At 61.8% G+C, this 24743-nt stretch carries 21 protein-coding genes; 15 read left to right on the forward strand and 6 right to left on the reverse strand.

Translation table 11 applies throughout. The features are described from left to right. A complete protein-coding gene (locus BM110_RS18875; protein WP_092243163.1) occupies positions 1–627 on the forward strand; it encodes a LysE family translocator in 627 nt (208 codons plus the stop codon). Here BM110_RS18875 and BM110_RS18880 read toward each other — a convergent pair. Continuing rightward, complete coding sequence (locus BM110_RS18880; RefSeq protein ID WP_139220342.1) at positions 617–5824, reverse strand: dermonecrotic toxin domain-containing protein; 5208 nt, start codon at positions 5822–5824, stop codon at positions 617–619. The two genes, BM110_RS18875 and BM110_RS18880, sit on opposite strands and share 11 nt — an antisense overlap. A gap of 165 nt (positions 5825–5989) precedes the next feature. Further along, on the reverse strand, positions 5990–6343 hold the full coding sequence (gene uraH / locus BM110_RS18885; protein ID WP_071490780.1) for a hydroxyisourate hydrolase: 354 nt from the start codon (positions 6341–6343) through the stop codon (positions 5990–5992). A 345-nt stretch (positions 6344–6688) separates the two neighbouring features. Here uraH and puuE point away from each other — a divergent pair, with 345 nt between their 5' ends. The 7 genes from puuE to BM110_RS18920 all read left to right on the forward strand — a co-directional run bounded on the left by puuE (position 6689) and on the right by BM110_RS18920 (position 13829). Beyond that, on the forward strand, positions 6689–7615 hold the full coding sequence (puuE, locus tag BM110_RS18890; RefSeq protein WP_093513983.1) for an allantoinase PuuE: 927 nt from the start codon (positions 6689–6691) through the stop codon (positions 7613–7615). Beyond that, positions 7612–8127, forward strand: a complete 516-nt coding sequence (gene uraD, locus BM110_RS18895) for a 2-oxo-4-hydroxy-4-carboxy-5-ureidoimidazoline decarboxylase (RefSeq protein ID WP_093513984.1) — start codon at positions 7612–7614, stop codon at positions 8125–8127. The genes puuE and uraD overlap by 4 nt, the downstream gene beginning before the upstream one ends. Positions 8128–8168: 41 nt before the next feature. Continuing rightward, the gene (gene alc / locus BM110_RS18900) at positions 8169–9164 is read left to right on the forward strand and encodes an allantoicase (RefSeq protein WP_071490783.1); all 996 of its coding nucleotides are present in this window, start codon (positions 8169–8171) and stop codon (positions 9162–9164) included. Positions 9165–9288: 124 nt separating this feature from the next. Beyond that, positions 9289–9792: an ureidoglycolate lyase gene (locus BM110_RS18905; RefSeq protein ID WP_093513985.1), complete on the forward strand. Its 504-nt coding sequence runs from the start codon at positions 9289–9291 to the stop codon at positions 9790–9792. A gap of 51 nt (positions 9793–9843) precedes the next feature. Next, positions 9844–11127, forward strand: a complete 1284-nt coding sequence (locus BM110_RS18910; RefSeq protein ID WP_093122397.1) for a urate hydroxylase PuuD — start codon at positions 9844–9846, stop codon at positions 11125–11127. Between the two features lie 132 nt (positions 11128–11259). Then, positions 11260–12606 carry a nucleobase:cation symporter-2 family protein gene (locus tag BM110_RS18915; RefSeq protein WP_071490786.1) on the forward strand — a complete coding sequence of 449 codons (1347 nt, stop codon included), beginning with the start codon at positions 11260–11262 and terminating at the stop codon, positions 12604–12606. A 437-nt stretch (positions 12607–13043) separates the two neighbouring features. Further along, positions 13044–13829 carry an outer membrane protein OmpK gene (locus BM110_RS18920; RefSeq protein WP_028617274.1) on the forward strand — a complete coding sequence of 262 codons (786 nt, stop codon included), beginning with the start codon at positions 13044–13046 and terminating at the stop codon, positions 13827–13829. A gap of 3 nt (positions 13830–13832) precedes the next feature. On the opposite strand, the gene BM110_RS18925 is transcribed toward BM110_RS18920, so the two are convergent. Both BM110_RS18925 and BM110_RS18930 read right to left on the reverse strand, forming a co-directional pair. After that, positions 13833–14957 (reverse strand): patatin-like phospholipase family protein, encoded by a 1125-nt coding sequence (locus BM110_RS18925; protein ID WP_092243148.1) that lies wholly within the window; start codon positions 14955–14957, stop codon positions 13833–13835. Positions 14958–14987: 30 nt separating this feature from the next. Beyond that, complete coding sequence (locus BM110_RS18930) at positions 14988–15923, reverse strand: lipid A biosynthesis lauroyl acyltransferase (RefSeq protein ID WP_071490788.1); 936 nt, start codon at positions 15921–15923, stop codon at positions 14988–14990. A gap of 119 nt (positions 15924–16042) precedes the next feature. On the opposite strand from BM110_RS18930, the gene minC reads away from it, so the two are divergent. The 7 genes from minC to BM110_RS18960 all read left to right on the forward strand — a co-directional run bounded on the left by minC (position 16043) and on the right by BM110_RS18960 (position 22725). Beyond that, complete coding sequence (minC, locus tag BM110_RS18935) at positions 16043–16780, forward strand: septum site-determining protein MinC (RefSeq protein ID WP_071490789.1); 738 nt, start codon at positions 16043–16045, stop codon at positions 16778–16780. 166 nt (positions 16781–16946) lie between these two features. Next, positions 16947–17759: a septum site-determining protein MinD gene (gene minD, locus BM110_RS18940; protein WP_071490790.1), complete on the forward strand. Its 813-nt coding sequence runs from the start codon at positions 16947–16949 to the stop codon at positions 17757–17759. 3 nt (positions 17760–17762) lie between these two features. Beyond that, positions 17763–18017 carry a cell division topological specificity factor MinE gene (gene minE / locus BM110_RS18945; RefSeq protein WP_010208824.1) on the forward strand — a complete coding sequence of 85 codons (255 nt, stop codon included), beginning with the start codon at positions 17763–17765 and terminating at the stop codon, positions 18015–18017. Positions 18018–18113: 96 nt separating this feature from the next. Next, positions 18114–18749 carry an RluA family pseudouridine synthase gene (locus BM110_RS18950; RefSeq protein WP_093513986.1) on the forward strand — a complete coding sequence of 212 codons (636 nt, stop codon included), beginning with the start codon at positions 18114–18116 and terminating at the stop codon, positions 18747–18749. 161 nt (positions 18750–18910) lie between these two features. Beyond that, entirely contained in the window at positions 18911–20200 is a 1290-nt protein-coding gene (locus BM110_RS18955) for a M18 family aminopeptidase (RefSeq protein WP_071490791.1), read from the forward strand. A gap of 127 nt (positions 20201–20327) precedes the next feature. Further along, positions 20328–20504 (forward strand): hypothetical protein, encoded by a 177-nt coding sequence (locus BM110_RS29625; RefSeq protein WP_163034621.1) that lies wholly within the window; start codon positions 20328–20330, stop codon positions 20502–20504. Between the two features lie 52 nt (positions 20505–20556). Beyond that, positions 20557–22725 carry a mechanosensitive ion channel family protein gene (locus BM110_RS18960; RefSeq protein ID WP_093513987.1) on the forward strand — a complete coding sequence of 723 codons (2169 nt, stop codon included), beginning with the start codon at positions 20557–20559 and terminating at the stop codon, positions 22723–22725. Between the two features lie 123 nt (positions 22726–22848). On the opposite strand, the gene BM110_RS18965 is transcribed toward BM110_RS18960, so the two are convergent. Together BM110_RS18965 and BM110_RS18970 are read right to left on the reverse strand one after the other, a co-directional pair. Beyond that, complete coding sequence (locus tag BM110_RS18965; protein WP_058424653.1) at positions 22849–23070, reverse strand: MbtH family protein; 222 nt, start codon at positions 23068–23070, stop codon at positions 22849–22851. A gap of 82 nt (positions 23071–23152) precedes the next feature. Then, positions 23153–24547, reverse strand: a complete 1395-nt coding sequence (locus tag BM110_RS18970) for an aspartate aminotransferase family protein (protein ID WP_092243138.1) — start codon at positions 24545–24547, stop codon at positions 23153–23155. Positions 24548–24743: the final 196 nt, after the last annotated feature.

Consider the following 24743-nt stretch of genomic DNA (forward strand, 5'->3'; position numbering starts at 1 on the left):
ATGAGTCTGGAAACCTGGTTGTTGTTCAGTGGCGCGGCATTGGTGGTGATCCTGATCCCCGGGCCGCTGTCGTTGTTGATGATCAGCAACAGCCTCAACTATGGCTTGCGCCGCTCCTACCCTGCATTCCTCGGCGGCGTGACGGCCTCGATCTGTCTGCTCAGTGCTTCGGCGCTGGGCCTGGGTGCCCTGCTGCTGGCCTCGGAACAACTGTTCAGCGCGCTGAAGATCGTCGGCGCGCTGTACCTGTTTTATCTCGCCTGGCAGAGCTGGCAGCAGTCGCGTCAACCCAGCCAGGGAGCCGAGGTCCCGCAGGCCGCGCCGACGCCACGCTTTCGCGCCCTGTTCGGGCGTGCGTTTGTGCTGGGCGCCAGCAACCCCAAGGACATCCTGTTCTTTGCCGCGTTCCTGCCGCAGTTTCTCAACAGCCAGCAGCCGTTCCTGGCGCAGTTGCTGATCATGATCGCCACCTGGACCGTGCTTGACCTTTTGTGCAAGCTGGCCTACGGCTTGAGTGCCCACGGCGCTGCGCGCTACCTGCGCAGCGGCAAGGGCCAGAGCTGGTTCAACCGGATCAGCGCCGGGCTGTTCGGCGGCGCGGGTGCACTGTCGTTGCTCAAGGGCTGACCCCGCCGAACTTGACGAAAAACACCGTCGGGTCGGATCGCGGCGCCCACTGGATACCGGCAATGATCTTGACCAGGCGGTGTTGATTGAGGGCCTGGTTGATCTCGGGAATATGCTCTGAATACGTGCGCGCCACACTGCGCCGCCTGAACCAATCGTCGGTCAGTTGAACGCTGCTGGCGGAACGCAGGTTGACGGTGCTGTCCTTCACCCAGCGGGTGAGCACGTAGTATTTGGCGGTGGATCTGGGGTGAGTGCAAAAGTAATCCACCGAATACTGACCGCCCATGCGCTTTTCAATCGCGTGGGTGACAAACCCTTGCTGCTCAAGCACCTGCGCGACCGCCGTCTGTACCAATTGAGCCCTGAGACTGGCGTTTTCCCGGGTGGTCGTGCGCAAGGAGGGGTCCAGGGGCACAGGCAGGTTGTAATCCAAGCGTGTAAACCCCGGTGAGCGGCCTTCATAGCCGATGTAGAAACTCAAACGCCGCCGGCTGTAGGTGGCACTCAGCAGTTTCAGCAGGTCGTCGGTGCGCCCCACGGCGCCGGGGGCAAGCCACTGGTCCAGCGTGGCGCGGAGGGTCAACAGGTGGCTGGCCGTGACCTCACGGCCGGCGTCGGCCAGTTCGATCAAGCGCTCGCTGACGTAGCGCCTGCTGAGTTCCCTCATCCGGGGGAAAACCCTGCCCACCGTGTTCTCCAGAGGTTCCAGGAACAGCACCGGCCGCGCTTTCCAGAGACCATCGGCTCCCCGCACCGCGGGGATCGGCTGTTCAATGAAACCGGCACCGAGCCAGTAGTGGATGTCGGTGACCGCTTGAGGGGCCAGCGCGCGGTTGCGGGTGAGGAAGATAATGTCCTGGAACGACGAGCGGGTTCCTTCGGGCAGCAGCCTGAACAAGCGCCCCTCCTGCCGAAGCACCTCAAAGGCGCGCTCCCCCTCTCCGCCCACCACACGGAATATCCCCTGCTCGGGCAGCAGGTCTGTCAGCGCCCAACGTGAATCGAACCCCCAGCCCTGCCCCGCCCCAGGCAGAGGGGCCGCGCGCGCCACGTGCTCCTGCAGGAGCACATGAGAGGGCGGCGACCACTCCTGGACGCGGGGAGGCGTCGCCCATGGCCGCCACATACCGGTGCTGGGCCCTGGCTGCGGCTGGGCCGGCGGAGCATCGGCGCCGAGCAGCCATTGCCCGGGTTCCTCGATGTACAGAATCAACTCGTTTTGCACATCATCCTGTGGATGTCTGAGACGCAGCACCTGTTCATCCTGGCGTCGATAGACCGGGTATTGATGGGTATCGTCGACCACAAACTGCTCGCCACCCTTGACGTAGGTGCCCCGATTGCCCGGTCCCTGCAACTCGACGGCGGCATTGGGCGGCAGGTCTTTGCGAAAACGCTCCAACACCTTGGCCGGGAAGGTCGCCGACGGTTTGAGCGTAGACAGCCCGCCCCCGGCCATCCCTTGGCGACGATGCAGCCGGCCCAGTGCACCCAGCATCGATGTGCGTACGGCTGCACTCCCCGTTACCCGCGCGCCCTTGGGCCCGGGCATGAACGCGCTCAGCAGATCCACAAAACCCAGTAGAGTGACAAACGCCAGGTCCACGGCGTCCCCGGCCTGGCGGCTGTGATGAAAGCGCCGGGCCGCCAACAGAATTTCGTAAAGACTGACACCCAGGCCAATCGCCGGCACGAACGACAGTAACCCACGCAATGTGGCGGCGTGCTGCTCACCCAAGCGCTCTTGCCGGTAGGCCGCCAACGCCTTGGCCGACACCGCTCGCCCTTGTGCACGGTGCTGGATTTCGAGGAGTCTGGCATGGGCCAGCAGGGAAAGCGCATGGCTGGCGGTGGTCGCGCTGAAGTCGAGCCAGTCGTTCGGGGCGGCGCCGATCTGCTCGTTGATCTGCGCGTGGATATCCTCCACGGCCACCGCCGGCACGCGGTGCTTGACCTTGAACGTGCGAATGAATCGGGCGATTGCCTCGATCGTTTCCAGCACATAAAACCCACGTACCGGCGCATACACCAGCTTGGGACTGCCGAGAGCAAGCATGGCGCCTGCGCCGCCGACGGCGGAATAGCTGGCAATGGCCTCTGCCTCCCACCCCGGCGCGACTTGACGGGCCAGCGCCTTCACATTGGCCGGCGTCGCCCAGGCCTTGTTCAATCCGGCGACAGCCTGCGCTCGGCTGGCGTACTCGGTCATGGCCGGTCCGTCCACTGCGGCAGGCCAGTAGACCAGCCACAACCCTGAGGACTCGTCGTGGATCACCAGTATCCCGGCGATGTGACGGTCGTGTTCCAGGGTATGGCCGCGAAGACGCACGAAGTGCAGTCGCAAGCGTTGGCCGCCGAGGTTCAGGTCAGCCGCCATCGCGGCGTTCAGCACGCCCTGGGCGGCACTGCTCAAGCCTTGCCGCGCCGCCGAAAACAAATGCATTCGCGCCTCTTGGCGCAGCATTCGGTGAATCAGGGCATCGGGCAACGGTGGGGACGCGGAAGCAGACGGATAGAACACCTTTTGGATCAGCGTGTCATAGCGCCCGCCAATATCCAGGGCTGACAGGGTCTTGATCAAGTAGCCCGGATTCAAGCGTTGCTGCCACTGTGGCGCCAGGTAGCGCGCGCGGTTCAAGCGCCACTCGGTCCAGGGCGCCTGGGCATCCAGGTTGTGCAGGGCCAATTGCAACAGACTGAACGTGGTGCGTTGCGGGCTGACGACTTTCTTCACGTCCCGCTCGCCCACCCCGCACTGGCTGGTCCACCCGCAAAAATAGGCACTGACATCATCGGGCATATCCAGCAAAGGCTGATCGATGTCCACCTCCGGGTACAACCCATCCAGCGTCAACTGAGCGATCAACCGCGTGCGCGCAAACACTTCCAGCTCCGGCAATTCACGCCAGAGCTTGGCTTCGAATGCCTGGGCACTGCTCAGATAGTGCAGTTGCAAACGTCGGTATGCATTGCGCTGATCAGCCTGCGCCTGGCCCAGCCACGCCGGCAGTTTTTTCGCCTGGGTGGCGGCGAAGCGCAGCAGATCAAGGTTGGCCATGGCGTGGGTCAATGCATCATGGACCGACACCTGTAGGTGCTCGCGCAACTCGGCAGCCAACAGCATCCGAATCAGCGCCGGGTCGTGGACTTCACTGAACGGCCGCGAGCCCCGATCCGCCTCCTGGTCGAGCCGGGCATAGTGGTGGATCAGTTCAGTGAACCCATGATGCAGCACATGCTCCTCAAGCACTTCATACGTCACCGTAACGGTCGATGTCGCTTTCAACGCCTGACGCCGATCGCGCCCCACGCAGTGCCACAGGGGCGATCCGTCACGGCTGCCGAGGCTCGCCCGCAGGCGTGCGGATAGCGTCTCCAGGCTGTCGAACTCAGCCAGCCCGCCAAAACGCCCGGCCACACACAGCAGCACGGGCTGCGTCCGACCCGGGGTGGCGTGAGCCTGTTTTGTCGTTACCACGAACGCCCCCAACGCCCCCTGGCCACCCAACAGCACCCGCAGTACGCAAGTATCGCTGCCCTTGCGGTCGCTGGCCTGGGGTTTGTTCAACACTTCAACCAGGCGCTGCAAGGGCGCCTCGCCTACCAGTTTCAAACGTTGTAGCCGTTGCGCCTCATGCAACAGCGCCTCACGCTGGGCGATCAACAGCAAGGTGGTGCGATTGCGCGTGCCGCCAGGGTGCTCCAACCAGAATGCCGGGCTCAGCAGGCGCTCATCCGGCCCTTTCAACAAGGCCTGCACCGCATCAGCCTGTGTTTGCCATTGCCCATTGAGCGTGACCAGCGCTTCATAAGCCGTACTCTCCCGACTCGGGTCCTGTAGGTCGAGCAACCTCATGAGGTGCTTTTCATAGCGCTCCACCTGCTGCTCGCGGCAGCGCAGGGCCATCCCGAAAGGCAGTTGGCCAAGGATGATTTCATCCGCACGCCGCGTTGCGTCCCAGCCCAACAAGGTCCCCAGGGAAGCGCCCAGGCGCTCCACGATCGCCAGTCGGTCCCGGCCTTTTTCGATAAACCGCAGCAAGCGCGCCGTGTCACGCCCCAGCGAAGCCGGTGCGGCTACTGCCGCGTGATTGATCGACAACGCACACGCCAGTTCGTTATCCCATTGCGCCTCAAGCACGGCGATTGCACTGTGCTGCAAGGCATCGCCGGCCAGGGCAGCACCACACGCCAACCGCGTCTCGCCGTGGCAGGCTTCGTGGCGACGGCGTAGCGGCAGGCACTGCCACAGGAAGCTGAACAACTCGCCGTTCAACAGGCTCGTCAAGCCGCATTGCACCTGTTCCCAGGTGTTGAACTCATAGAATGCGCGGGCCATCCCTGGCAGATAGATCACGTGGGGCGCCTGCTGCGCCGCGCCCTCACGGTACAGGTGCAGGGCGCCGGGAATGGTCAGCGCTGTCTGAAACGTACCGGGCCACAGCACTGTGCTGACGCGCACGCCAGCCCAATCGCCACCCGCGCGCTGGCGTGCCTCGTCGGAAGGCGCGTCCGCCACCTGCTGCACCATCGCCCAACCCGCGTCCGACAGTTCATCCAGTTGGTGAGCCAGGAAACCGGCGTCGATGAACAAGCGCTTGCGCAATTGCACCCAACGCGCCTGGCGCGTCAACCACGAGCCGTACGCCAGATGCCGCCAGTAATCACGCATCTGGTTGTCGAGCCGAGCCATCAACGCCAGGCCCTTGACCTGCTCCAGCGCCTGCAGGGCGGTAAAAGGCAGTTTGCGCGCAGGGTCGTCCTTGAGGCTCAGCGCGGTGTATTGGTTGAGGTTGATCGGCAAGGAAGGATCACTGAACAACGCCAACGCGCGCTCGGTCAGGCTGTCGACTTTCTGCGCGGGACGTGGCGGCAGCGGCTCGGTGAACAGCAGGTTGTCCGGGTCGAGACCGAAGGCTTCCTGCAACGCGAACCGAATCACCCGCAACACCCGTGGCGCCCTGCCGATCAGACGCTTGAGCGCCTTTGAGGATTCGATGCAGCGCGCGTTCACGCCGTGCCATTGGTTGATCACTCGACTGGGTTGGGCGGATGCGTTGAGACGGCGCGTCAGCAAGCGGCGGACGGCTTGATCACGGTCCTCGCGGGCTTGAACGGGACTGTCGAGATCATGGGATTCGGCGGGGATTGTGTCCGGTGCCGAAACTGCGGGGTTAAGGGGATCAGAGCTCATGACGGCGTCTTCTTGTACGAAAGAAGCCGAGCCTAGGCCTCATCCCTCTAAGGTGTGCGTCACATAATTGAACGGGCGCATGGACCAACGCCCGGCGAAAAAAAGCCCGCAGTGTGCGCGGGCGAAACCAACGAAGAGCTTTGGGGGTGTGAAGCGAGGTGACGCTCAGCTACCGCGATAGGTGGAGTAGCTGTAGGGCGAAATCAGTAGCGGGACATGGTAGTGATCCTGCTCGGCGCTGATGCCGAAACGCAGCACTACCACATCGAGGAAGGCCGGCTCCGGCAGTTGCACGCCACGGGCGCGGTAGTAGTCGCCGGCGCTGAATTGCAATTGGTACACGCCGCTGCGGTAGTCATCGCCTTGCAGCAACGGTGCGTCGCAGCGGCCGTCGCTGTTGGTCTGCGCGGTGGCGACCAGTGCCAGCTGCGCGCCTTCGACGCGGTACAGCTCAACCTTGATTGCGCTGCCGGGGCAGCCGTGCGCGGCGTCCAATACGTGTGTGGTCAAGCGTCCCATGGCGTCTACGCGCCTCCTGTGGTCAATAGAAGAGTGATCCGCACTTTTTCAGGGCATCGAAAAAGCCGGCGATGATCGATTAAGACACTTTTTAAAAAAATTGTACACAATAAAAATCACAAACTCTTAGATCCGCCTGCTGCCATTGCTCAACAGCGCAATCTGCGCGTTATCCTTGCTTTTAAACGACCTTTTGTCCATTAGCTGACCAACCAGGCAAGTTTCTTGCTACACCAATAGTTCAGGGCTCCGCCGAAAAAATGCAGAAATGTAGGCTTACAAAGTGCGCGATAAGTTGTATACAATCACTCATCGCTACTACGACGAACAAGAAGGAAGACTGCAGTGAGCGCTGACTACCCACGCGACCTGATCGGTTACGGCAGTAACCCTCCTCACCCCCACTGGCCGGGCAAGGCGCGCATTGCGCTGTCTTTCGTACTCAATTACGAAGAAGGCGGCGAGCGCAATATCTTGCACGGCGACAAAGAATCCGAAGCCTTTCTCTCCGAAATGGTCTCGGCCCAGCCCCTGCAAGGCGAGCGCAACATGAGCATGGAGTCGCTGTACGAATACGGCAGCCGTGCCGGCGTATGGCGCATCCTCAAGCTGTTTAAAGAATTCGATATCCCGCTGACCATCTTCGCCGTGGCCATGGCCGCGCAGCGCCATCCGGATGTGATCCGCGCCATGGTCGACGCCGGCCATGAGATCTGCAGCCACGGCTACCGCTGGATCGACTACCAATACATGGACGAGGCCCAGGAGCGCGAGCACATGCTCGAAGCCATCCGCATCCTCACCGAACTCACCGGCGAACGCCCACTGGGCTGGTACACCGGGCGCACCGGCCCCAATACCCGGCGGCTAGTCATGGAGGAAGGCGGCTTTCTCTACGATTGCGACACCTACGACGACGACCTGCCCTACTGGGAACCCAACACCCCGACCGGCAAGCCGCACCTGGTGATTCCCTACACCCTGGACACCAACGACATGCGCTTCACCCAGGTGCAGGGTTTCAACAAGGGCGATGATTTTTTCGAGTACCTCAAGGACGCGTTCGACGTGCTCTACGCCGAAGGGGCCGAGGCACCGAAGATGCTTTCCATCGGCCTGCACTGCCGCCTGATCGGCCGCCCGGCGCGCCTGGCGTCGTTGAAGCGCTTTATCGAGTACGTCAAAGGTCACGACCAGGTGTGGTTCACCCGCCGCGTCGACATTGCCCGCCACTGGCAGCAAACCCACCCCTACACGGGAGCGGCGAAATGACTGCGTTCCACGGCCTGAAACCCTCGACCTTGAGCCGCGATGAGTTTGTCGCTGCCTTCGCCGATATCTACGAACACTCGCCATGGGTGGCCGAAAAGGCCTTCGACCTGGGCCAGGATGCTTCGATCGACCAGATCGAAACCCTGCACCAGCGCATGAGCGACATCCTGTTGAGCGCTGATCATGCCAGCCAGCTGGCGCTGATCAACGCTCACCCGGACCTGGCCGGCAAAGCCGCCGTCCAGGGCCAACTGACCCAAGCCAGCACCGATGAGCAAGCTGGCGCGGGGATTCACCAATGCACGGCCGAAGAGTTCTCGCGCTTCACCGAGCTGAACGACGCCTACAAGGCCAAGTTCAAGTTTCCCTTCATCATGGCGGTAAAAGGCAGCAACCGGCATCAGATCCTCGCCGCGTTCGAAACGCGCATCCACAATTCGGTGGACACCGAGTTCAAATGCGCGCTGAACGAGATCAACAAGATCGCGTTGTTCCGTTTACTGACCCTCTAAACGACCATCCCCAGCCACTTTATCTAAGGCAGACAAGAAGAATGAAAGCTTACGCCGTACCTTTCGAGAAATTCGTCAACCTGGCCGACGCCCGCCTGGGCACCAAGATCATCTCCGTCACCGATGACTGGTTCGCCGACGCCAATCGCCTGTTCCAGCCGACCCCGGCCGTATGGAAGGAGGGCGTTTTCGATGACAACGGCAAGTGGATGGACGGCTGGGAGTCGCGCCGCAAGCGCTTCGAAGGCTACGACAGCGCGGTGATCCGCCTGGGTGTGCCGGGCTCGATCAAAGGCGTGGACATCGACACTTCATTCTTCACCGGTAACTTCCCGCCATCGGCCTCCCTGGAAGCCTGCTTCCTGACTTCGGGCGAGCCGGATGACAACACCCAGTGGGTCGAAGTGCTGTCCGCCGTCGAGTTGCAAGGCAACAGCCACCACTATCACGAGATCCACAACGACCAGGCCTTCAGCCACCTGCGTTTCAACATCTACCCGGACGGCGGCGTGGCGCGCCTGCGCGTATACGGCGTGCCGTTTCGCGACTGGTCCTCGGTGGGCGACAACGAACAGGTCGACCTGGCGGCAGCACTCAACGGTGGCCGTGCCCTGGCCTGCTCCGATGAACACTTCGGCCGCATGAGCAACATCCTCAATCCAGGCCGTGGCATCAACATGGGCGACGGTTGGGAAACCGCACGTCGTCGCACACCGGGCAATGACTGGGTGATTGTGGCGCTGGGTCACCCGGGCGAGATCGAGAAGATCATCGTCGACACCCTGCACTTCAAGGGCAACTACCCGGACACCTGCTCGATCCAGGGCGCGTTCGTAAAGGGCGGCACCGACAGCCAGATCGAAACCCAGTCGCTGTTCTGGCGCGAACTGCTGCCGGCGCAGAAGCTGGAAATGCACGCCGAACACACCTTTGCCGAGCAGATCAAGGCGCTGGGGCCGATTACCCACATCCGGCTGAACGTGTTCCCGGATGGTGGCGTGAGCCGCCTGCGGGTCCTCGGTAAGGTAGCGAAATAAGGGTGGACCCCATCGCGGGCAAGCCCGGCTCCCACAGGAGTATGCGGTCAAATGTGGGAGCCGGGCTTGCCCGCGATAACGGTAGACCAGACACCATCACACTCGAAAATTTAAGAAGACAGCCATGCGCACACTGATGATCGAACCCCTGACCAAAGAAGCCTTCGCCCCTTTCGGAGACGTTATCGAAACCGATGGCAGCGATCACTTCATGATCAACAATGGGTCGACCATGCGCTTCCACAAACTGGCCACGGTGGAAACCGCCAAGCCAGAGGACAACGCCATCATCAGCATCTTCCGCGCCGATGCGCAGGACATGCCGCTGACCGTGCGCATGCTGGAACGACACCCGCTGGGCAGCCAGGCTTTCATTCCGCTGCTCGGCAACCCCTTTCTGATCGTGGTCGCGCCACTTGGCGATGAACCTGTATCGGGCTTGGTCCGCGCCTTCGTCACCAACGGCAGGCAGGGCATTAATTACCATCGCGGCGTCTGGCACCACCCGGTGCTGACGATCGAAAAGCGGGATGACTTCCTGGTGGTTGATCGCAGTGGCACAGGCAATAACTGCGATGAGCATTTTTTCAAAGAGGATGAGCGGTTGATCCTCGCCCCCCACCAATAAGAGAAGGTCTGATCACCCGACAACAAGGGTGACAGGCGAGAGGTAAAGACTGTGGAAGCACATTTGATGGAATGGCTGAACCTGAGCGTGCGCTGGGTTCACATGATCACGGGCGTCGCGTGGATCGGCGCTTCTTTCTACTTCGTCTGGCTGGAAAACAACCTCAATCGCGTCAACCCCAAGAGCGGCCTGGCCGGTGACTTGTGGGCGATCCACGGTGGCGGTATCTACCACCTGGAAAAATACAAACTGGCCCCGCCGACCATGCCGGACAACCTGCACTGGTTCAAATGGGAGGCCTACTTCACCTGGATGTCGGGCATTGCGCTGCTGTGCGTGGTGTTCTACTGGAACCCGACCCTGTACCTGCTAGCCCCCGGCAGCAGCCTCAGTGGCCCGGAAGGCGTGTTGCTGGGCATTGGCTCACTGTTCGCCGGCTGGTTCATCTACTCCTTCCTCTGCGACTCGGCCCTGGGCAAGCGCCCTGCCCTGCTCGGTTTCATCCTGTTCGTGCTGTTGATTGCCGCCGCGTACGGCTTCAGCAAAGTGTTCAGTGGGCGGGGTGCGTACCTGCACGTGGGTGCGGTGATCGGCACCATCATGGTGGGCAACGTGTTCCGCATCATCATGCCGGCACAACGCGCGCTGGTGGCGGCGATCGCGGAAAACCGCACGCCGGACCCGGCGCTGCCCGCCAAAGGTCTGCTGCGTTCGCGTCACAACAACTACTTCACCTTGCCGGTGCTGTTCATCATGATCAGCAACCACTTTCCGAGCACCTACGGCAGCCAATACAACTGGCTGATCCTGGCGGGCATCGCGGTGGCGGCGGTGTTGGTGCGCCACTACTTCAACACCCGGCATAACAGCCAGAAGTACGCGTGGACGTTGCCGGTGGGTGCACTGGCAATGATCTGCCTCGCCTACGTGACCGGCCCCAAGCCGCTGGCCGAAGTGGCCAAGGCCCCGGCGGCCATCGAGTACCAGCCGTTGCCGGAAACCGCACTGGGCGGTGGCTTGAAACCGGCAGCGCCTGCCGCCCCCGCCGCTGAACCTGCGCCGGCCCAGGCGACGATTGATTTCGACAAGGTCCACGGGGTGATCCAGGAGCGCTGCGCCGTGTGTCACTCGGCCAAGCCCACCAGTCCGTTGTTCAGTACGGCTCCAGCGGGTGTGATGTTCGACACCCCGGCGCAGATCCAGCAGCAGGCCGCACGTATCCAGGCGCAGGCCGTGGCGAGCCAGATCATGCCGCTGGGCAACATCACCCAGATGACCCAGCAGGAGCGGGATTTGATTGGCACCTGGATCAACCAGGGGGCGCGTACCAACTGACAGGCTGGCGCAGATCCAAAGGTGGGAGGGGGCAGCCCCCCTCCCACAAGGGTCTCCAGTGTTTTGAAGATCGAGTTCCACCCGGCAATTGAATGCCGAACAACACAACAATAAAAAGATCCGAGGTGTTGCATGACCGAGTTAGCCGAACCGCAGATTCCCGCCGCACCCGCCCTGGTGCGGCTGCCCCTCTTGCAACTGATTCTGGTAGGCCTGCAACACGTCTTGCTGATGTACGGCGGCGCCGTCGCCGTGCCCTTGATCATTGGCCAGGCCGCAGGCCTCGGCCGTGAAGAAATCGCCTTTCTGATCAACGCTGATCTGCTGGTCGCCGGCATCGCCACCCTGGTGCAGTCGTTCGGCATCGGCCCGGTGGGCATTCGCATGCCGGTGATGATGGGCGCCAGTTTTGCCGCCGTCGGCAGCATGGTCGCCATGGCCGGCATGCCCGGTATCGGCTTGCAGGGCATCTTCGGCGCGACCATCGCTGCCGGGTTCTTTGGCATGCTGATCGCACCGTTCATGTCCAAGGTCGTGCGTTTTTTCCCGCCGTTAGTGACCGGCACGGTGATCACCGCGATTGGCCTGTCGCTGTTTCCCGTGGCGGTGAACTGGGCCGGCGGTGGCAGTGCCGCCGCGACTTTCGGCTCACCGGTCTACCTGGCGGTTGCCGCGCTGGTATTGGCCACCATCCTGCTGATCAACCGCTTCATGCGTGGCTTCTGGGTGAACATCTCGGTGCTGATCGGCATGGGCCTGGGCTACGCCTTGTGCGGCGCCATCGGCATGGTCGACCTCAGTGGCCTGGCCCAGGCGCCGTGGGTGCAGGTGGTGACGCCGTTGCACTTCGGCATGCCCAAATTCGAGTTGGCGCCGATCCTGTCGATGTGCCTGGTGGTGGTGATCATCTTTGTCGAGTCCACCGGGATGTTCCTCGCGCTGGGCAAGATCACCGGCCAGGACGTCACGCCGAAAATGCTGCGGCGCGGCCTGCTGTGTGATGCCGGTGCGTCGTTCTTTGCCGGGTTCTTCAACACCTTCACCCACTCTTCGTTCGCGCAGAACATCGGCCTGGTGCAGATGACCGGCGTGCGCTGCCGTTCGGTGACGATGATGGCCGGTGCGTTTCTGATCGTGCTCAGCCTGCTGCCCAAGGCGGCGTACCTGGTCGCGTCGATCCCGCCGGCGGTGCTGGGGGGCGCGGCGATTGCCATGTTCGGCATGGTGGCGGCGACCGGGATCAAGATCCTGCAGGAAGCCGATATCGCCGACCGGCGCAACCAATTGCTGGTGGCGGTGAGCATCGGCATGGGCTTGATCCCGGTGGTGCGCCCGGAGTTCTTCGCGCAGCTGCCGCTATGGATGAGCCCGATTACCCACAGCGGTATCGCCATGGCCACCCTCAGCGCGTTGTCGCTGAATATCCTGTTCAACATTCTCGGCGGTTCTGAACGACCAGCCGTTGCTCCTACGCATTGATTCCTTCGTTCGCACAAAAACAATAACGAAACTGGGAACATCAACATGCACACCGTTCACCCGGGGCCGGTCACAAGCCGTGCCCCATTCTCGCCCCGCGCGCGCTGTAACGGCGCACTTGAGCCCAGGCCTGGGAGCCAGTATTCTCCGCGCCCGCTCGAATCGACTCAAAAAAAAACAGCGAATGTAAAAGCTGACTGCAAGGCCAACTTATCCCGGCCTAATGTCTGCGGCCAAAGTGCGCAAATGTCCTCTGAATTCGACTGCATCTCATGCAGCCGACGGGGATTTTTTGGCTTTTTAAACACCTTGGCGCAGCTCTTGCTAAAAGCACTAAAGCTGACCGAACAGACGATTTTTGCAGCGAACCAAAAGGCGCCACACCAGAGCGCCTGCGTAGAAGAAAAACCATAAAACTTTAACTCGGGAGCAACCGAATGAAACCTATGTTCAAAGGCCTGATGCTGGCGGGATCCCTGCTGGCCGGTGGCCAAGCCGTGGCCGGTGACCTGTTGCAGTGGCAGAACAACAGCCTGACTTACTTGTGGGGCAAGAGCTTTACCGTCAACCCGCAGATTCAGCAAACCGTCACGTTCGAACATGCCGATGCGTGGAAGTACGGTGATAACTTTATCTTCGTCGACCGCATCTTTTACAACGGCAAGGAAGACGGCAACGTCGGCCCCAGTACGTATTACGGCGAAATAAGCCCACGGCTGTCATTCGGCAAGATCTTCGATAAAGACCTGTCCTTCGGCCCCATCAAGGATGTATTGCTGGCGTTCACTTACGAGTTCGGCGAAGGCGACAACGAGTCGTACCTGCTCGGGCCTGGCTTTGACTTGAACATCCCCGGTTTCGATTACTTCCAGCTGAACTTCTACCAACGCCAGACCGAAGGCAATCGCCCAGGTGACGGCGTCTGGCAGATCACGCCGGTCTGGTCCTACACCATCCCAGTGGGTAATTCCGACGTGCTGATCGACGGCTTCATGGACTGGGTGACAGACAACGACAAGAACGCCCGTGGCACCTACCACGCCAACCTGCACTTCAACCCGCAGGTCAAATATGACCTGGGCAAAGCGCTGCATTGGGGCGACAAGCAGTTGTACGTGGGTTTTGAATACGACTACTGGAAGAACAAGTACGGGATCGAAGATTCCGGCGCGTTCAAGACCAACCAGGACACGGCGAGCTTCCTGGTCAAGTATCACTTCTGACCGTCAGGCCAGGCCGAGGAATTTCGACAACTCCTCGCGCTTGGCCAACGCATCCCGTCGCCCCAGCTCGATCAATTCACTGCAATACCCCGCCTCGAACAGCAGGTAACTCAACACCCCCGCCCCGCTCGTCTTGGTCGCCCCCGGCCCGCGCAGAAACAAGCGCAACGCCGCCGGCAGTTCCTGGCGATGCCGCGCCGCGATCTCATCGATCGGCTGGCTGGGTGCGATCACCAGCACCTCCACCGCCGCCACCCCGGGTGCGACATGGCTGAACTGGTTCAAGCGTTCGAGCAATTCGATATCGCTTTCCAGGCTGTCAATGAACGTGCTGTTGAGCATGTGCCCACCGATCTGCGCCAGGGTCGGCTCCTGACCGGTGTAGCTGCGCTGTACCGCCGGCTCATTGCCCCGCGGGTTGCCGCTGACACCGACCACCAGCACGCGGCTGGCGCCCAGGTGCAACGCCGGACTGATCGGCGCCGACTGCCGCACGGCGCCGTCGCCGAAGTATTCCTGGTCGAGTTTGACCGGGGCGAACAACAAGGGGATCGCCGAACTGGCCAGCAGGTGTTCGACCGTCAGTTGAGTCGGCAGGCCGATACGACGGTGGCGCAACCAGGCGTCGATGGTGCCGCCGCCCTGATAGAAGGTCACTGCCTGCCCGGACTCATAACCAAAAGCCGTAACCGCCACCGCATGCAAGTGTTTGTTGCGGATGGCTTCGTCGATGCCGTCCAGATGCAGCTTGTCTTTGAGCAGCGCCTTCAGCGGCGTGCTGTCGAGCAGTGCCACCGGTACTTGTGCGCCCAAGCCCAGCAGGCTGTGGATCAGGAAACGGCTTGCCTGGCGGATCACCCCCGGCCAGTCACTGCGCAGCACCAGATGGCTGCTGAAGCCCTGCCAGAAAGCGGTAAGGCGTTGGATCGCGGCGGTGAAGTCCATGGCGCCACTGGCCAGGCTCACCGCATTGATCGCACCGGCCGAGGTGCCGACGATCACCGGAAAAGGATTGGGTGCACCCGAGGGCAGCAACTCGGCAATCGCCGCCAATACCCCCACCTGATACGCCGCTCGCGCCCCGCCGCCGGAAAGAATCAAGCCTGTAACCGGTTCAGCTGGGCGCATTGCGTCACTCCATGTGGGGAAATGTCTGTCTTATCGACGGCGTTTTTCGTACAGCTTGGGTTCACCCGGTGGCCGGCTCTTGAAGCGGCGGTGGGTCCACAGGTATTGCTCGGGGCATTCACGCACGGAGGCTTCAACCCATTGGTTGATGCGCAGGCAGTCGACTTCATCGCTTTCGCCGGGGAAGTCGGTGAGCGGCGGGTGGATCACCAGGCGGTAACCGCTGCCATCGGCCAGGCGCTGTTGAGTGAACGGCACCACCAGTGCCTTGCCCAGCTTGGCGAACTTGCTGGTGGCCGGCACGGTGGCGGCCTGGATGCCGAACAACGGCACGAAGATACTTTGCTTGGCGCCATAGTCCTGGTCCGGTGCGTACCAGATGGCACGGCCGGCGCGCAGCAGCTTGAGCATGCCGCGCACGTCTTCACGCTCCACGGCCAGGGAATCGAGGTTGTGACGTTCGCGGCCACGGCGCTGGATATAGTCGAACAGCGGGTTGCCGTGCTCGCGGTACATACCATCGATGGTGTGCTTCTGCCCCAGCAACGCTGCACCAATTTCCAGGGTGGTGAAGTGCAGGGCCATGAGGATCACGCCCTTGCCATCCAACTGCGCCTGCTTGAGGTGTTCCAGGCCTTCGACGTGGGCCAGGCGCGCCAGGCGCTGGCGCGACCACCACCAGCTCATGGCCATTTCAAAGAACGCGATGCCGGTGGAGGCAAAGTTTTCCTTGAGCAACTGTTTACGCTCTTTGGCGGATTTTTCCGGGAAGCACAGTTCCAGGTTGCGTGCGGCGATGCGGCGGCGTTCGCCGGCCACGCGGTACATGCCGGCGCCCAGCAGGCGACCGATGGTCAGCAGCGCGCGGTACGGCAGTTGGGTGACCAGCCACAACAGGCCGAGTCCCAGCCATAACAGCCAGAAACGCGGGTGAAAAAATACAGCTCGAAAACGCGGGCGATCCATTACAGATTCCGGTAAAGACAAGGGCCGCGCATTCTACAACGGTTCGACCCGGCTTGCGGCCAGTGAGTGTTCTCGTTATAAGTCTCGACACTTTTCGTGACAAGCCGCTTTTGCCGACCATGAGCCAAACCGAACCGCTAGACCAAGATCCCGTGTTCCAGCTGAAAGGCAGCATGCTCGCCATCACCGTGCTGGAACTCGCCCGTAACGACCTCGACGCCCTGGACCGCCAACTTGCGGCCAAGGTCGCCCTGGCGCCGAACTTCTTCAACAACGCCCCGCTGGTGCTGGCCCTGGACAAGTTGCCCGCCGACCAGGGCAGCATCGATCTGCCCGGCCTGATGCGCGTGTGCCGCTCCCATGGCCTGCGCACCCTGGCGATTCGCGCCAGCCGTATCGAAGACATCGCGGCGGCCATCGCCATTGAACTGCCAGTACTGCCACCGTCCGGCGCGCGCGAGCGTCCACTGGAACCATTGGTCGGCGAAGAGAAGAAAAAACCGGAAAAACCACCCGAGCCTGCGATCAAGCCTACAAAGATCATCACCTCGCCCGTACGCGGCGGGCAGCAGATTTATGCCCAGGGGGGCGACCTGGTGGTGGTCTCCTCGGTCAGCCCGGGTGCGGAACTTCTCGCCGATGGCAATATCCATGTATACGGCCCGATGCGCGGACGTGCCCTCGCCGGCATCAAGGGTGATACCAAGGCCCGTATTTTTTGCCAGCAGTTGACCGCTGAGCTAGTGTCCATCGCAGGCCAGTACAAGGTTTCAGAAGATTTGCGCCGTGATCCGCTGTGGGGGGCTTCGGTGCAGGTCAACCTGTCGGGCGATGTGTTGAACATCATCCGTCTTTAACGGATACTGCCGCATTTTCCAAGCATCTCTAGACTCTGATAGCACAGCGAAACCGGCATTACTTATGTAGGAATTTTTTATTCCTACAAGGCTGTCCGCCTGCAGCGAGTTCCAAGAGATGTTTTTCAGGGACTGAAAAGTCCTTTTTCCTTAGGGGTGAAACACCTTGGCCAAGATTCTCGTGGTTACATCCGGCAAGGGTGGTGTGGGTAAGACCACCACCAGCGCCGCTATCGGTACCGGCCTCGCTCTGCGCGGCCACAAGACAGTTATCGTCGACTTCGACGTCGGTTTGCGTAACCTCGACCTGATCATGGGCTGCGAACGCCGCGTGGTGTATGACTTCGTCAACGTGGTCAACGGTGAAGCCAACCTGCAACAGGCCCTGATCAAGGACAAGCGCCTTGAAAACCTGTACGTGCTGGCCGCCAGCCAGACCCGTGACAAAGATGCGCTGACCAAAGAAGGCGTCGGCAAAGTCATCGCCGAACTGGCAGAAACCTTTGAATACGTGGTGTGCGACTCCCCCGCCGGCATCGAGACCGGTGCTCACCTGGCGATGTACTTCGCCGATGAAGCCATCGTGGTGACCAACCCGGAAGTCTCCTCGGTACGTGACTCGGACCGCATGCTCGGCCTGCTGGCAAGCAAGTCCAAGCGCGCCGAAGAAGGCCGCGATCCGATCAAGGAGCACCTGCTGCTCACCCGCTACAACCCTGAGCGTGTCAGCAACGGCGAGATGCTCGGTGTTGAAGACGTGAAGGAAATCCTCGCAGTGACCCTGCTGGGCGTGATTCCAGAATCCCAGGCGGTGCTGAAAGCCTCCAACCAGGGTGTGCCAGTGATTCTTGATGACCAGAGCGACGCCGGCCAGGCGTACAGCGATGCCGTCGATCGCTTGCTGGGCAAGACCGTGGAACACCGCTTCCTCGATGTCAAGAAGAAGGGATTCTTCGAGCGTATCTTTGGAGGCAACTAAACAATGAAATTTCTCGACTTCTTTCGCGCCAACAAAAAGCCTACGACCGCGTCGGTCGCGAAAGAGCGTCTACAGATCATCGTGGCGCACGAACGCGGCCAACGCAGCACCCCGGACTACCTGCCAGCCTTGCAGAAGGAACTGGTCGAGGTGATCCGCAAGTACGTCAATATCGGCAACGATGACGTGCATGTCGCCCTGGAAAATGACGGCAGCTGCTCGATTCTGGAACTCAATATCACCCTGCCTGATCGTTGATCGAACAGGCGGCCGCCACGGCGGCTCGATCACCTTGATCCCTTTTCGGGAACCGGGTGGGCGAGCCGCCGTTGGCGTTTGTTACGAGGCTGTTTGATGCCGCTGTCCAATATCCACATCCTGTATCAGGACGCCGCCGTCCTGGTGGTGAACAAGCCCACCCTGCTGCTCTCGGTGCCTGGCCGCGCCGACGACAACAAGGACTGCCTGATCACCCGCCTGCAGGAAAACGGCTACCCCGAAGCCCGTATCGTCCATCGCCTGGACTGGGAAACCTCGGGCATCATCCTGCTGGCGCGGGATGCCGAGACGCACCGTGAGCTGTCCCGCCAGTTTCATGACCGAGAAACCGAAAAGGCCTACACCGCCCTGGCCTGGGGCCAGCCGGAACTGGACAGTGGCAGCATCGATTTGCCGCTGCGCTACGACCCACCGACCAAGCCGCGGCATGTGGTCGACCACGAGTTCGGCAAGCACGCGCTGACGTTCTGGAAGGTGCTGGAGCGCTGCGGGGACTGGTGCCGTGTCGAGCTGACACCGATCACCGGGCGCTCGCACCAGCTGCGTGTGCACATGCTCTCCATCGGCCACCCGCTGCTGGGTGACGGCCTGTATGCCCATGAGCAAGCCCTGGCCGCCTGGCCACGCCTGTGCCTGCATGCGAGCATGTTGAGCTTCACTCACCCGCAAAGTGGCGAGCGGTTGCGCTTCGAGTGCCCCGCACCGTTTTAAAGCTGTCAACGCAGATTCCACTGGCCTGCGATGGCGGAGTGTCAATCACTGTATGGGTTGGCTGACCCACTGCCATCGGGGGCAAGCCCCCTCCCACATTTGTGCTGTGCACTTCTTGCCATCGAACGGTAAACTCCGCGCATTGCTGTCTGGAGCTATTTATGCGCGAAGCGTTGAATCAAGGCCTGATCGACTTCCTCAAGGCCTCCCCTACTCCTTTTCATGCCACTGCCGCCCTGGCCCAGCGCCTGGAAGCGGCCGGTTACCAGCGTCTGGATGAGCGCGAGACCTGGGCCACCGAGGCCAACGGGCGCTATTACGTGACCCGTAACGATTCCTCGATCATCGCCTTCAAGCTCGGCCGTCATTCGCCGCTGCAGGGCGGTATCCGCCTGGTCGGCGCCCACACCGACAGCCCGTGCCTGCGGGTCAAGCCCCAGCCCGAGCTGCAACGCCAGGGTTTCTGGCAACTGGGCGTGGAAGTCTATGGCGGCGCGCTGCTGGCGCCGTGGTTCGACCGCGACCTGTCCCTGGCCGGCCGTGTGACCTTCCGCCGCGACGGCAAGGTCGAAAGCCAGTTGATCGACTTCAAGCTGCCGATTGCCATCATCCCCAACCTGGCCATTCACCTGAACCGTGAAGCCAACCAGGGTTGGGCGATCAATGCCCAGACCGAGCTGCCGCCCATCCTCGCGCAATTTGCCGGTGACGAGCGCGTGGACTTCCGCGCCGTGCTCACCGATCAACTGGCACGCGAACATGGACTCAACGCCGACGTGGTACTCGACTACGAGTTGAGCTTCTACGACACCCAAGGCGCTGCGGTCATCGGCCTGAATGGTGACTTCATCGCCGGCGCACGCCTGGACAACCTGCTGTCGTGCTACGCCGGCCTGCAAGCCCTGCTCACCAGCGACAGCGAAGAAACCTGCGTGCTGGTGTGCAACGACCACGAAGAAGTCGGCTCCTGCTCGGCGTGCGGCGCCGATGGCCCGATGCTGGAGCAGACCCTGCGTCGCCTGCTGCCGGAAGGTGATGAATTCGTACGCACCATTCAGAAATCCCTGTTGGTCTCAGCCGATAACGCCCATGGCGTGCATCCGAACTATGCCGACAAGCACGACGCCAACCACGGCCCCAAGCTCAACGCCGGCCCGGTGATCAAGGTCAACAGCAACCAGCGCTACGCCACCAACAGCGAAACTGCCGGGTTCTTCCGCCACCTGTGCATGGCCCAGGAAGTACCGGTGCAGAGCTTCGTGGTGCGCAGCGACATGGGCTGCGGCTCAACCATCGGCCCGATCACCGCCAGCCACCTGGGCGTGCGCACCGTGGACATCGGCCTGCCGACGTTCGCCATGCACTCGATCCGCGAACTGTGTGGCAGCCATGACCTGGCGCACCTGGTCAAGGTGTTGGGGGCGTTCTACGCGAGCCACGATCTGCCCTGATCTGAATGTGGGAGGGGGCTTGCCCTCTCCCACATTGGTGTTGTGTACCCCTGATCTATATCACCTGCACTTCTCATAATCCGACCTAGACTTGTCAGTATTCCCACTCCGACAAGGCCGTCGCACCATGATCTCCATGTCTTCCTTCCACGCCATGCTTATCCCTATCCTGATCGGCATGATCATGTTGGCCGTGGGTTTCAACTTTCGCGACAAGCCCCTTGGCGTGTTCGGCATGTGGCTCGGCATGCTGCTGATCCTGGGCACCGTGGTGTACAAGATCCTCGCCAAACTGGCCGAATGACGCTTGCACTCGTACACTCGCTCAACCCGTCGTTTCCAAGGTTGACCGCCTCGTGCTTTCCCGTCTGTTTGCCCTGCCCTGCTATTGCTTGATCGCCCTGCTCACCTTGCTGCCGCTCACGCCTGCCCATGCCGTGGGTTTGCCCGGCCTGCTCGGCACCACCAACAAGACCCAGCCCCAGGCCGAAGTGCCGCTGGGGCAGTCGCTGGACGAGGTGATCAAGACCCTGGAAAACGACCAGCAGCGCAATCAGTTGCTGAGCGACCTGAAAAAGCTGCGTGCCGCCACGCAAAAGGCCCAGCCGGCCGCCGAGGAAGGCGTGCTGGGCTTGATCGGCGGCACCCTGGCCAATCTTGAGGCACAGTTTTCGGGCGCCGACAGCCCGCTGGGGCGCTGGTCCAACGAGGTCGACCTGGCCAAGGAAGAACTCGGCGCGCTGATGCTGCCGGCCAACGAATGGCTACCGATCATTTTCGGTTTTGCCCTGATCCTCGCGGTGTGGAGCCTGCTGGCCTACACGCTGATCTGGCTCAGCCATCGGGTGCGCGAACGTTTCGGCCTGCCTGAAGAATTGCCGCAACATCCACGCACCTGGGACATGGTGCGCTTCGCCCTGCGCAAGCTCGGCCCGTGGATGATCGCCCTGGTGATCACGGTGTACCTGAGCTACGCCCTGCCCTCGTCCCTGGGCAAGTCACTGGCGATGGTGCTGGCCTACGCACTGGTGGTGGGCACCTGTTTCTCGGCGATCTGCGTGATCGCTTTTTCGGTACTCGACGGCCCGCACCGTCATCGCGCGCTGTATATCCTGCGCCACCAGGCGTTCCGCCCACTGTGGTGGATCGGCAGTTTTGCCGCCTTTGGCGAGGCCTTGAGCGACCCGCGACTGGTCCAGGCCCTGGGCCAGCACCTGTCCCATACCGCCGCGACAGTCGCCAATGTGATGGCGGCGCTGTCGACCGGTGTATTCATCCTGCGTTTCCGCCGGCCCATCGCCCACCTGATCCGCAACCAGCCGCTGTCGCGCCGCCTGACGCGCCGCGCCCTCAGCGACACCATCGAAATCATCGGGTCCTTCTGGTACATCCCGGCCTTGCTGCTGGTGGGTATCTCGCTGTTCGCCACCTTCGTCTCGGCCGGCGATACCAGCACCGCCTTGCGCCAGTCCCTGCTGTGTACGGTGCTGCTGGTGCTGTGCATGGTGATCAACGGATTGGTGAGACGCCACGCGCTCAAGCCGCAACGCGGTCACAAGCGCCACGCGCTGTATTCCGAACGCCTGAAAAGCTTCGTCTACACCCTGGCCCACCTGATCGTGTGGCTGGTGTTTATCGAGTTGGGCCTGCGGGTGTGGGGCCTGTCGCTGATCCGCTTTACCGAAGGCGATGGCCATGAAGTCAGCGTCAAGCTGTTCGGCCTGGCCGGGACCTTGTTGTTCGCCTGGCTGATCTGGATCCTCAGCGACACGGCGATCCATCATGCCCTCACCCGCTCGCGCAAAGGCCTGGCCAATGCCCGTGCGCAGACCATGATGCCGTTGATCCGCAACGTGCTGTTCGTGACCATCTTTATCATTGCTGCCATTGTCGCCCTGGCGAACATGGGCATGAACGTCACGCCGCTGCTGGCCGGTGCCGGTGTGATCGGCCTGGCCATCGGTTTTGGCGCGCAGTCGCTGGTGGCGGACTTGATCACCGGCCTGTTCATCATCATCGAAGACTCCCTGGCCATCGACGACTACGTGGATGTGGGCGGCCACCTGGGCACGGTGGAGGGCCTGACCATCCGGACCGTGCGCCTGCGGGACATCGATGGCATTGTGCACACCATCCCGTTCAGCGAGATCAAGAGCATCAAAAACTACTCGCGGGAGTTCGGCTACGCGATCTTCCGGGTGGCGATCCCGTACAACATGGAAATCGACGACGCCATCAAGCTGATGCGCGACGTCGGCCATAAAATGCGCAACGACCCGCTGCAACGCCGCAATATCTGGTCGCCCCTGGAGATTCAGGGGGTGGAGAGTTTCGAGTCGGGCAGCGCGATCCTGCGGGCGCGGTTCAAGACGGCGCCGATCAAACAGTGGGAAGTGTCGCGGGCGTTCAACCTGTCGCTGAAACGGCATCTGGATGAGGCGGGGCTGGATCTGGCGACACCGCGCTTGAGCGTGCAGGTGGTGACGGCGGCTTCGGGCGGATTAGACAAAGAAAAAAACACCTGAAAGCAACACAGCTCAAATGTGGCAGGGGGCTTGCCCCGGATGGCGGTGTATCAGTCACTCATTAGTCGACTGACACTCCCTCATCGGGGGCAAGCCCCCTCCCACATTTTTGATCTGTGGCGTTTACGCGATCGCAGCGCTGTCCATCTTCTGACGCAGGCTCAACGGGCGCATGTCGGTCCAGACCTCCTCGATATAGGCCAGGCACTCTTTCTTCAGGCCGCTCTTGCCCACGGTGCGCCAGCCTTCCGGTACGGCCTTGTAGTCGGGCCAGATGGAATACTGTTCTTCATGGTTGACCACTACCTGAAACAGGATGTCGTCGCGGTCAAATACTGAGGTCATTGCTGTTCTCCATCGCTATAAGGCTGGCTGCGCACCGTGCGCAGTACCGATATCTGTAGAAACGTACCAGGCTGGCAAAAAATTAGAGGCTGGCGACCGCCGCCGCCAACGCGCGTCCGAAGATGTCCGCCACCCGGTCCACTTCGCTGGCGGTGATCACCAGCGGCGGCAGGAAACGCACCACGCTGCCATGCCGACCGCCCAGTTCGAGGATCAGCCCGCGCTTGAGGCATTCACGCTGCACCAGCGGCGCCAATTGGCGATGCACGGGCGGATGGCCTTGAATGTCCGGCGTGCCAGTCGGGTCGACCAGCTCCACGCCGAGCATCAGCCCGCGACCACGAATATCACCCAGGTGCGGGAAGTCGCGCTGCAGGATGCGCAGGTGTTCACCGAGGCGCTCGCCCATGGCCGCCGCATGGCCGGCCAGATCATGGTCCTTGAGGTAGCGCATCACCGCCGACCCCGCCGCCATGGCCATCTGGTTGCCACGGAAGGTCCCGGCATGGGCGCCCGGCAGCCAGGTGTCGAGCCAGTCGCGGTACACCACCACCGCCAGCGGCAGGCTGCCGCCGATGGCCTTGGACATCACCACCACATCCGGGATGATCCCGGCGTGCTCGAAGGCAAACATCTTGCCGGTACGGCCGAAACCACTCTGGATCTCATCGACGATCAACGCCACGCCCGCCTGCTCGGTGATACGGCGCAGGCCGCGCAGCCAGTCCAGGTCAGCCGGAATCACACCGCCCTCGCCCTGCACCACTTCGACAATCACCGCCGCCGGCAGTAATACACCGGCCTCCGGATCGTTCAGCAGGTTTTCCAGGTAGTGCAGGTTGACCCGTACGCCTTCCGCGCCGCCCAAGCCGAACGGGCAACGATAGTCGTAGGGGTATGGCAGAAATTGCACGCCACTGCCGAGCAAGGCACCCAGGGGTTTCTTCGGCCCCAGGCTTCCCATCAGGCTCAAGGCGCCCTGGCTCATGCCGTGATAACCGCCCTGGAATGACAATACGGTGCTGCGCCCGGTGGCGGTGCGTACCAATTTCAATGCGGCTTCCACCGCATCGGTGCCGGTGGGGCCGCAGAACTGGATTTTCGCTTCCCGCGCCAGCGCCGGCGGCAACAAACCGAACAGGTCCTGCACGAACTGGTCCTTGACCGGGGTGGTCAGGTCCAGCGTGTGCAGGGGCAATTCATCAGCCAGCACCTGTTGAATAGCCTCGATCACGACCGGGTGGTTATGCCCCAGTGCGAGGGTGCCGGCGCCGGCCAGGCAGTCGATGAAGCTGCGCCCTTCGACGTCTTCCACGTAAATCCCCTTGGCACGCTTGAGTGCCAGGGGAATGCGCCGCGGGTAGCTGCGGGCATTGGATTCCTGTTGGCGTTGACGGGCCAGCAGCGGAGTTTCGTCGAACTGGTAAAGCGTTTCATGCACCTGGGCGTCTTCGATACGGCTGGTAGCGACTGACATTTCTCGATCCCTCAATACGCTGATGATGGTGACCAAACTGCCGATCCGCTGGCGTCTGGCCCCAAGGGGCATGCGCACGGATTTCCTGTTCTGGAAACGCACCAGCGTCGAGGGGATTTAGGGCCTTTGATCACTCGCCAGTGAATACAAAACCAAATGTGGGAGGGGGCTTGCTCCCGATAGCAGTGGATCAGTC

Origin of the sequence: Pseudomonas sp. NFPP28 (assembly GCF_900115535.1) — a bacterium.
GTDB classification, from domain to species: Bacteria; Pseudomonadota; Gammaproteobacteria; order Pseudomonadales; family Pseudomonadaceae; genus Aquipseudomonas; species Aquipseudomonas extremorientalis.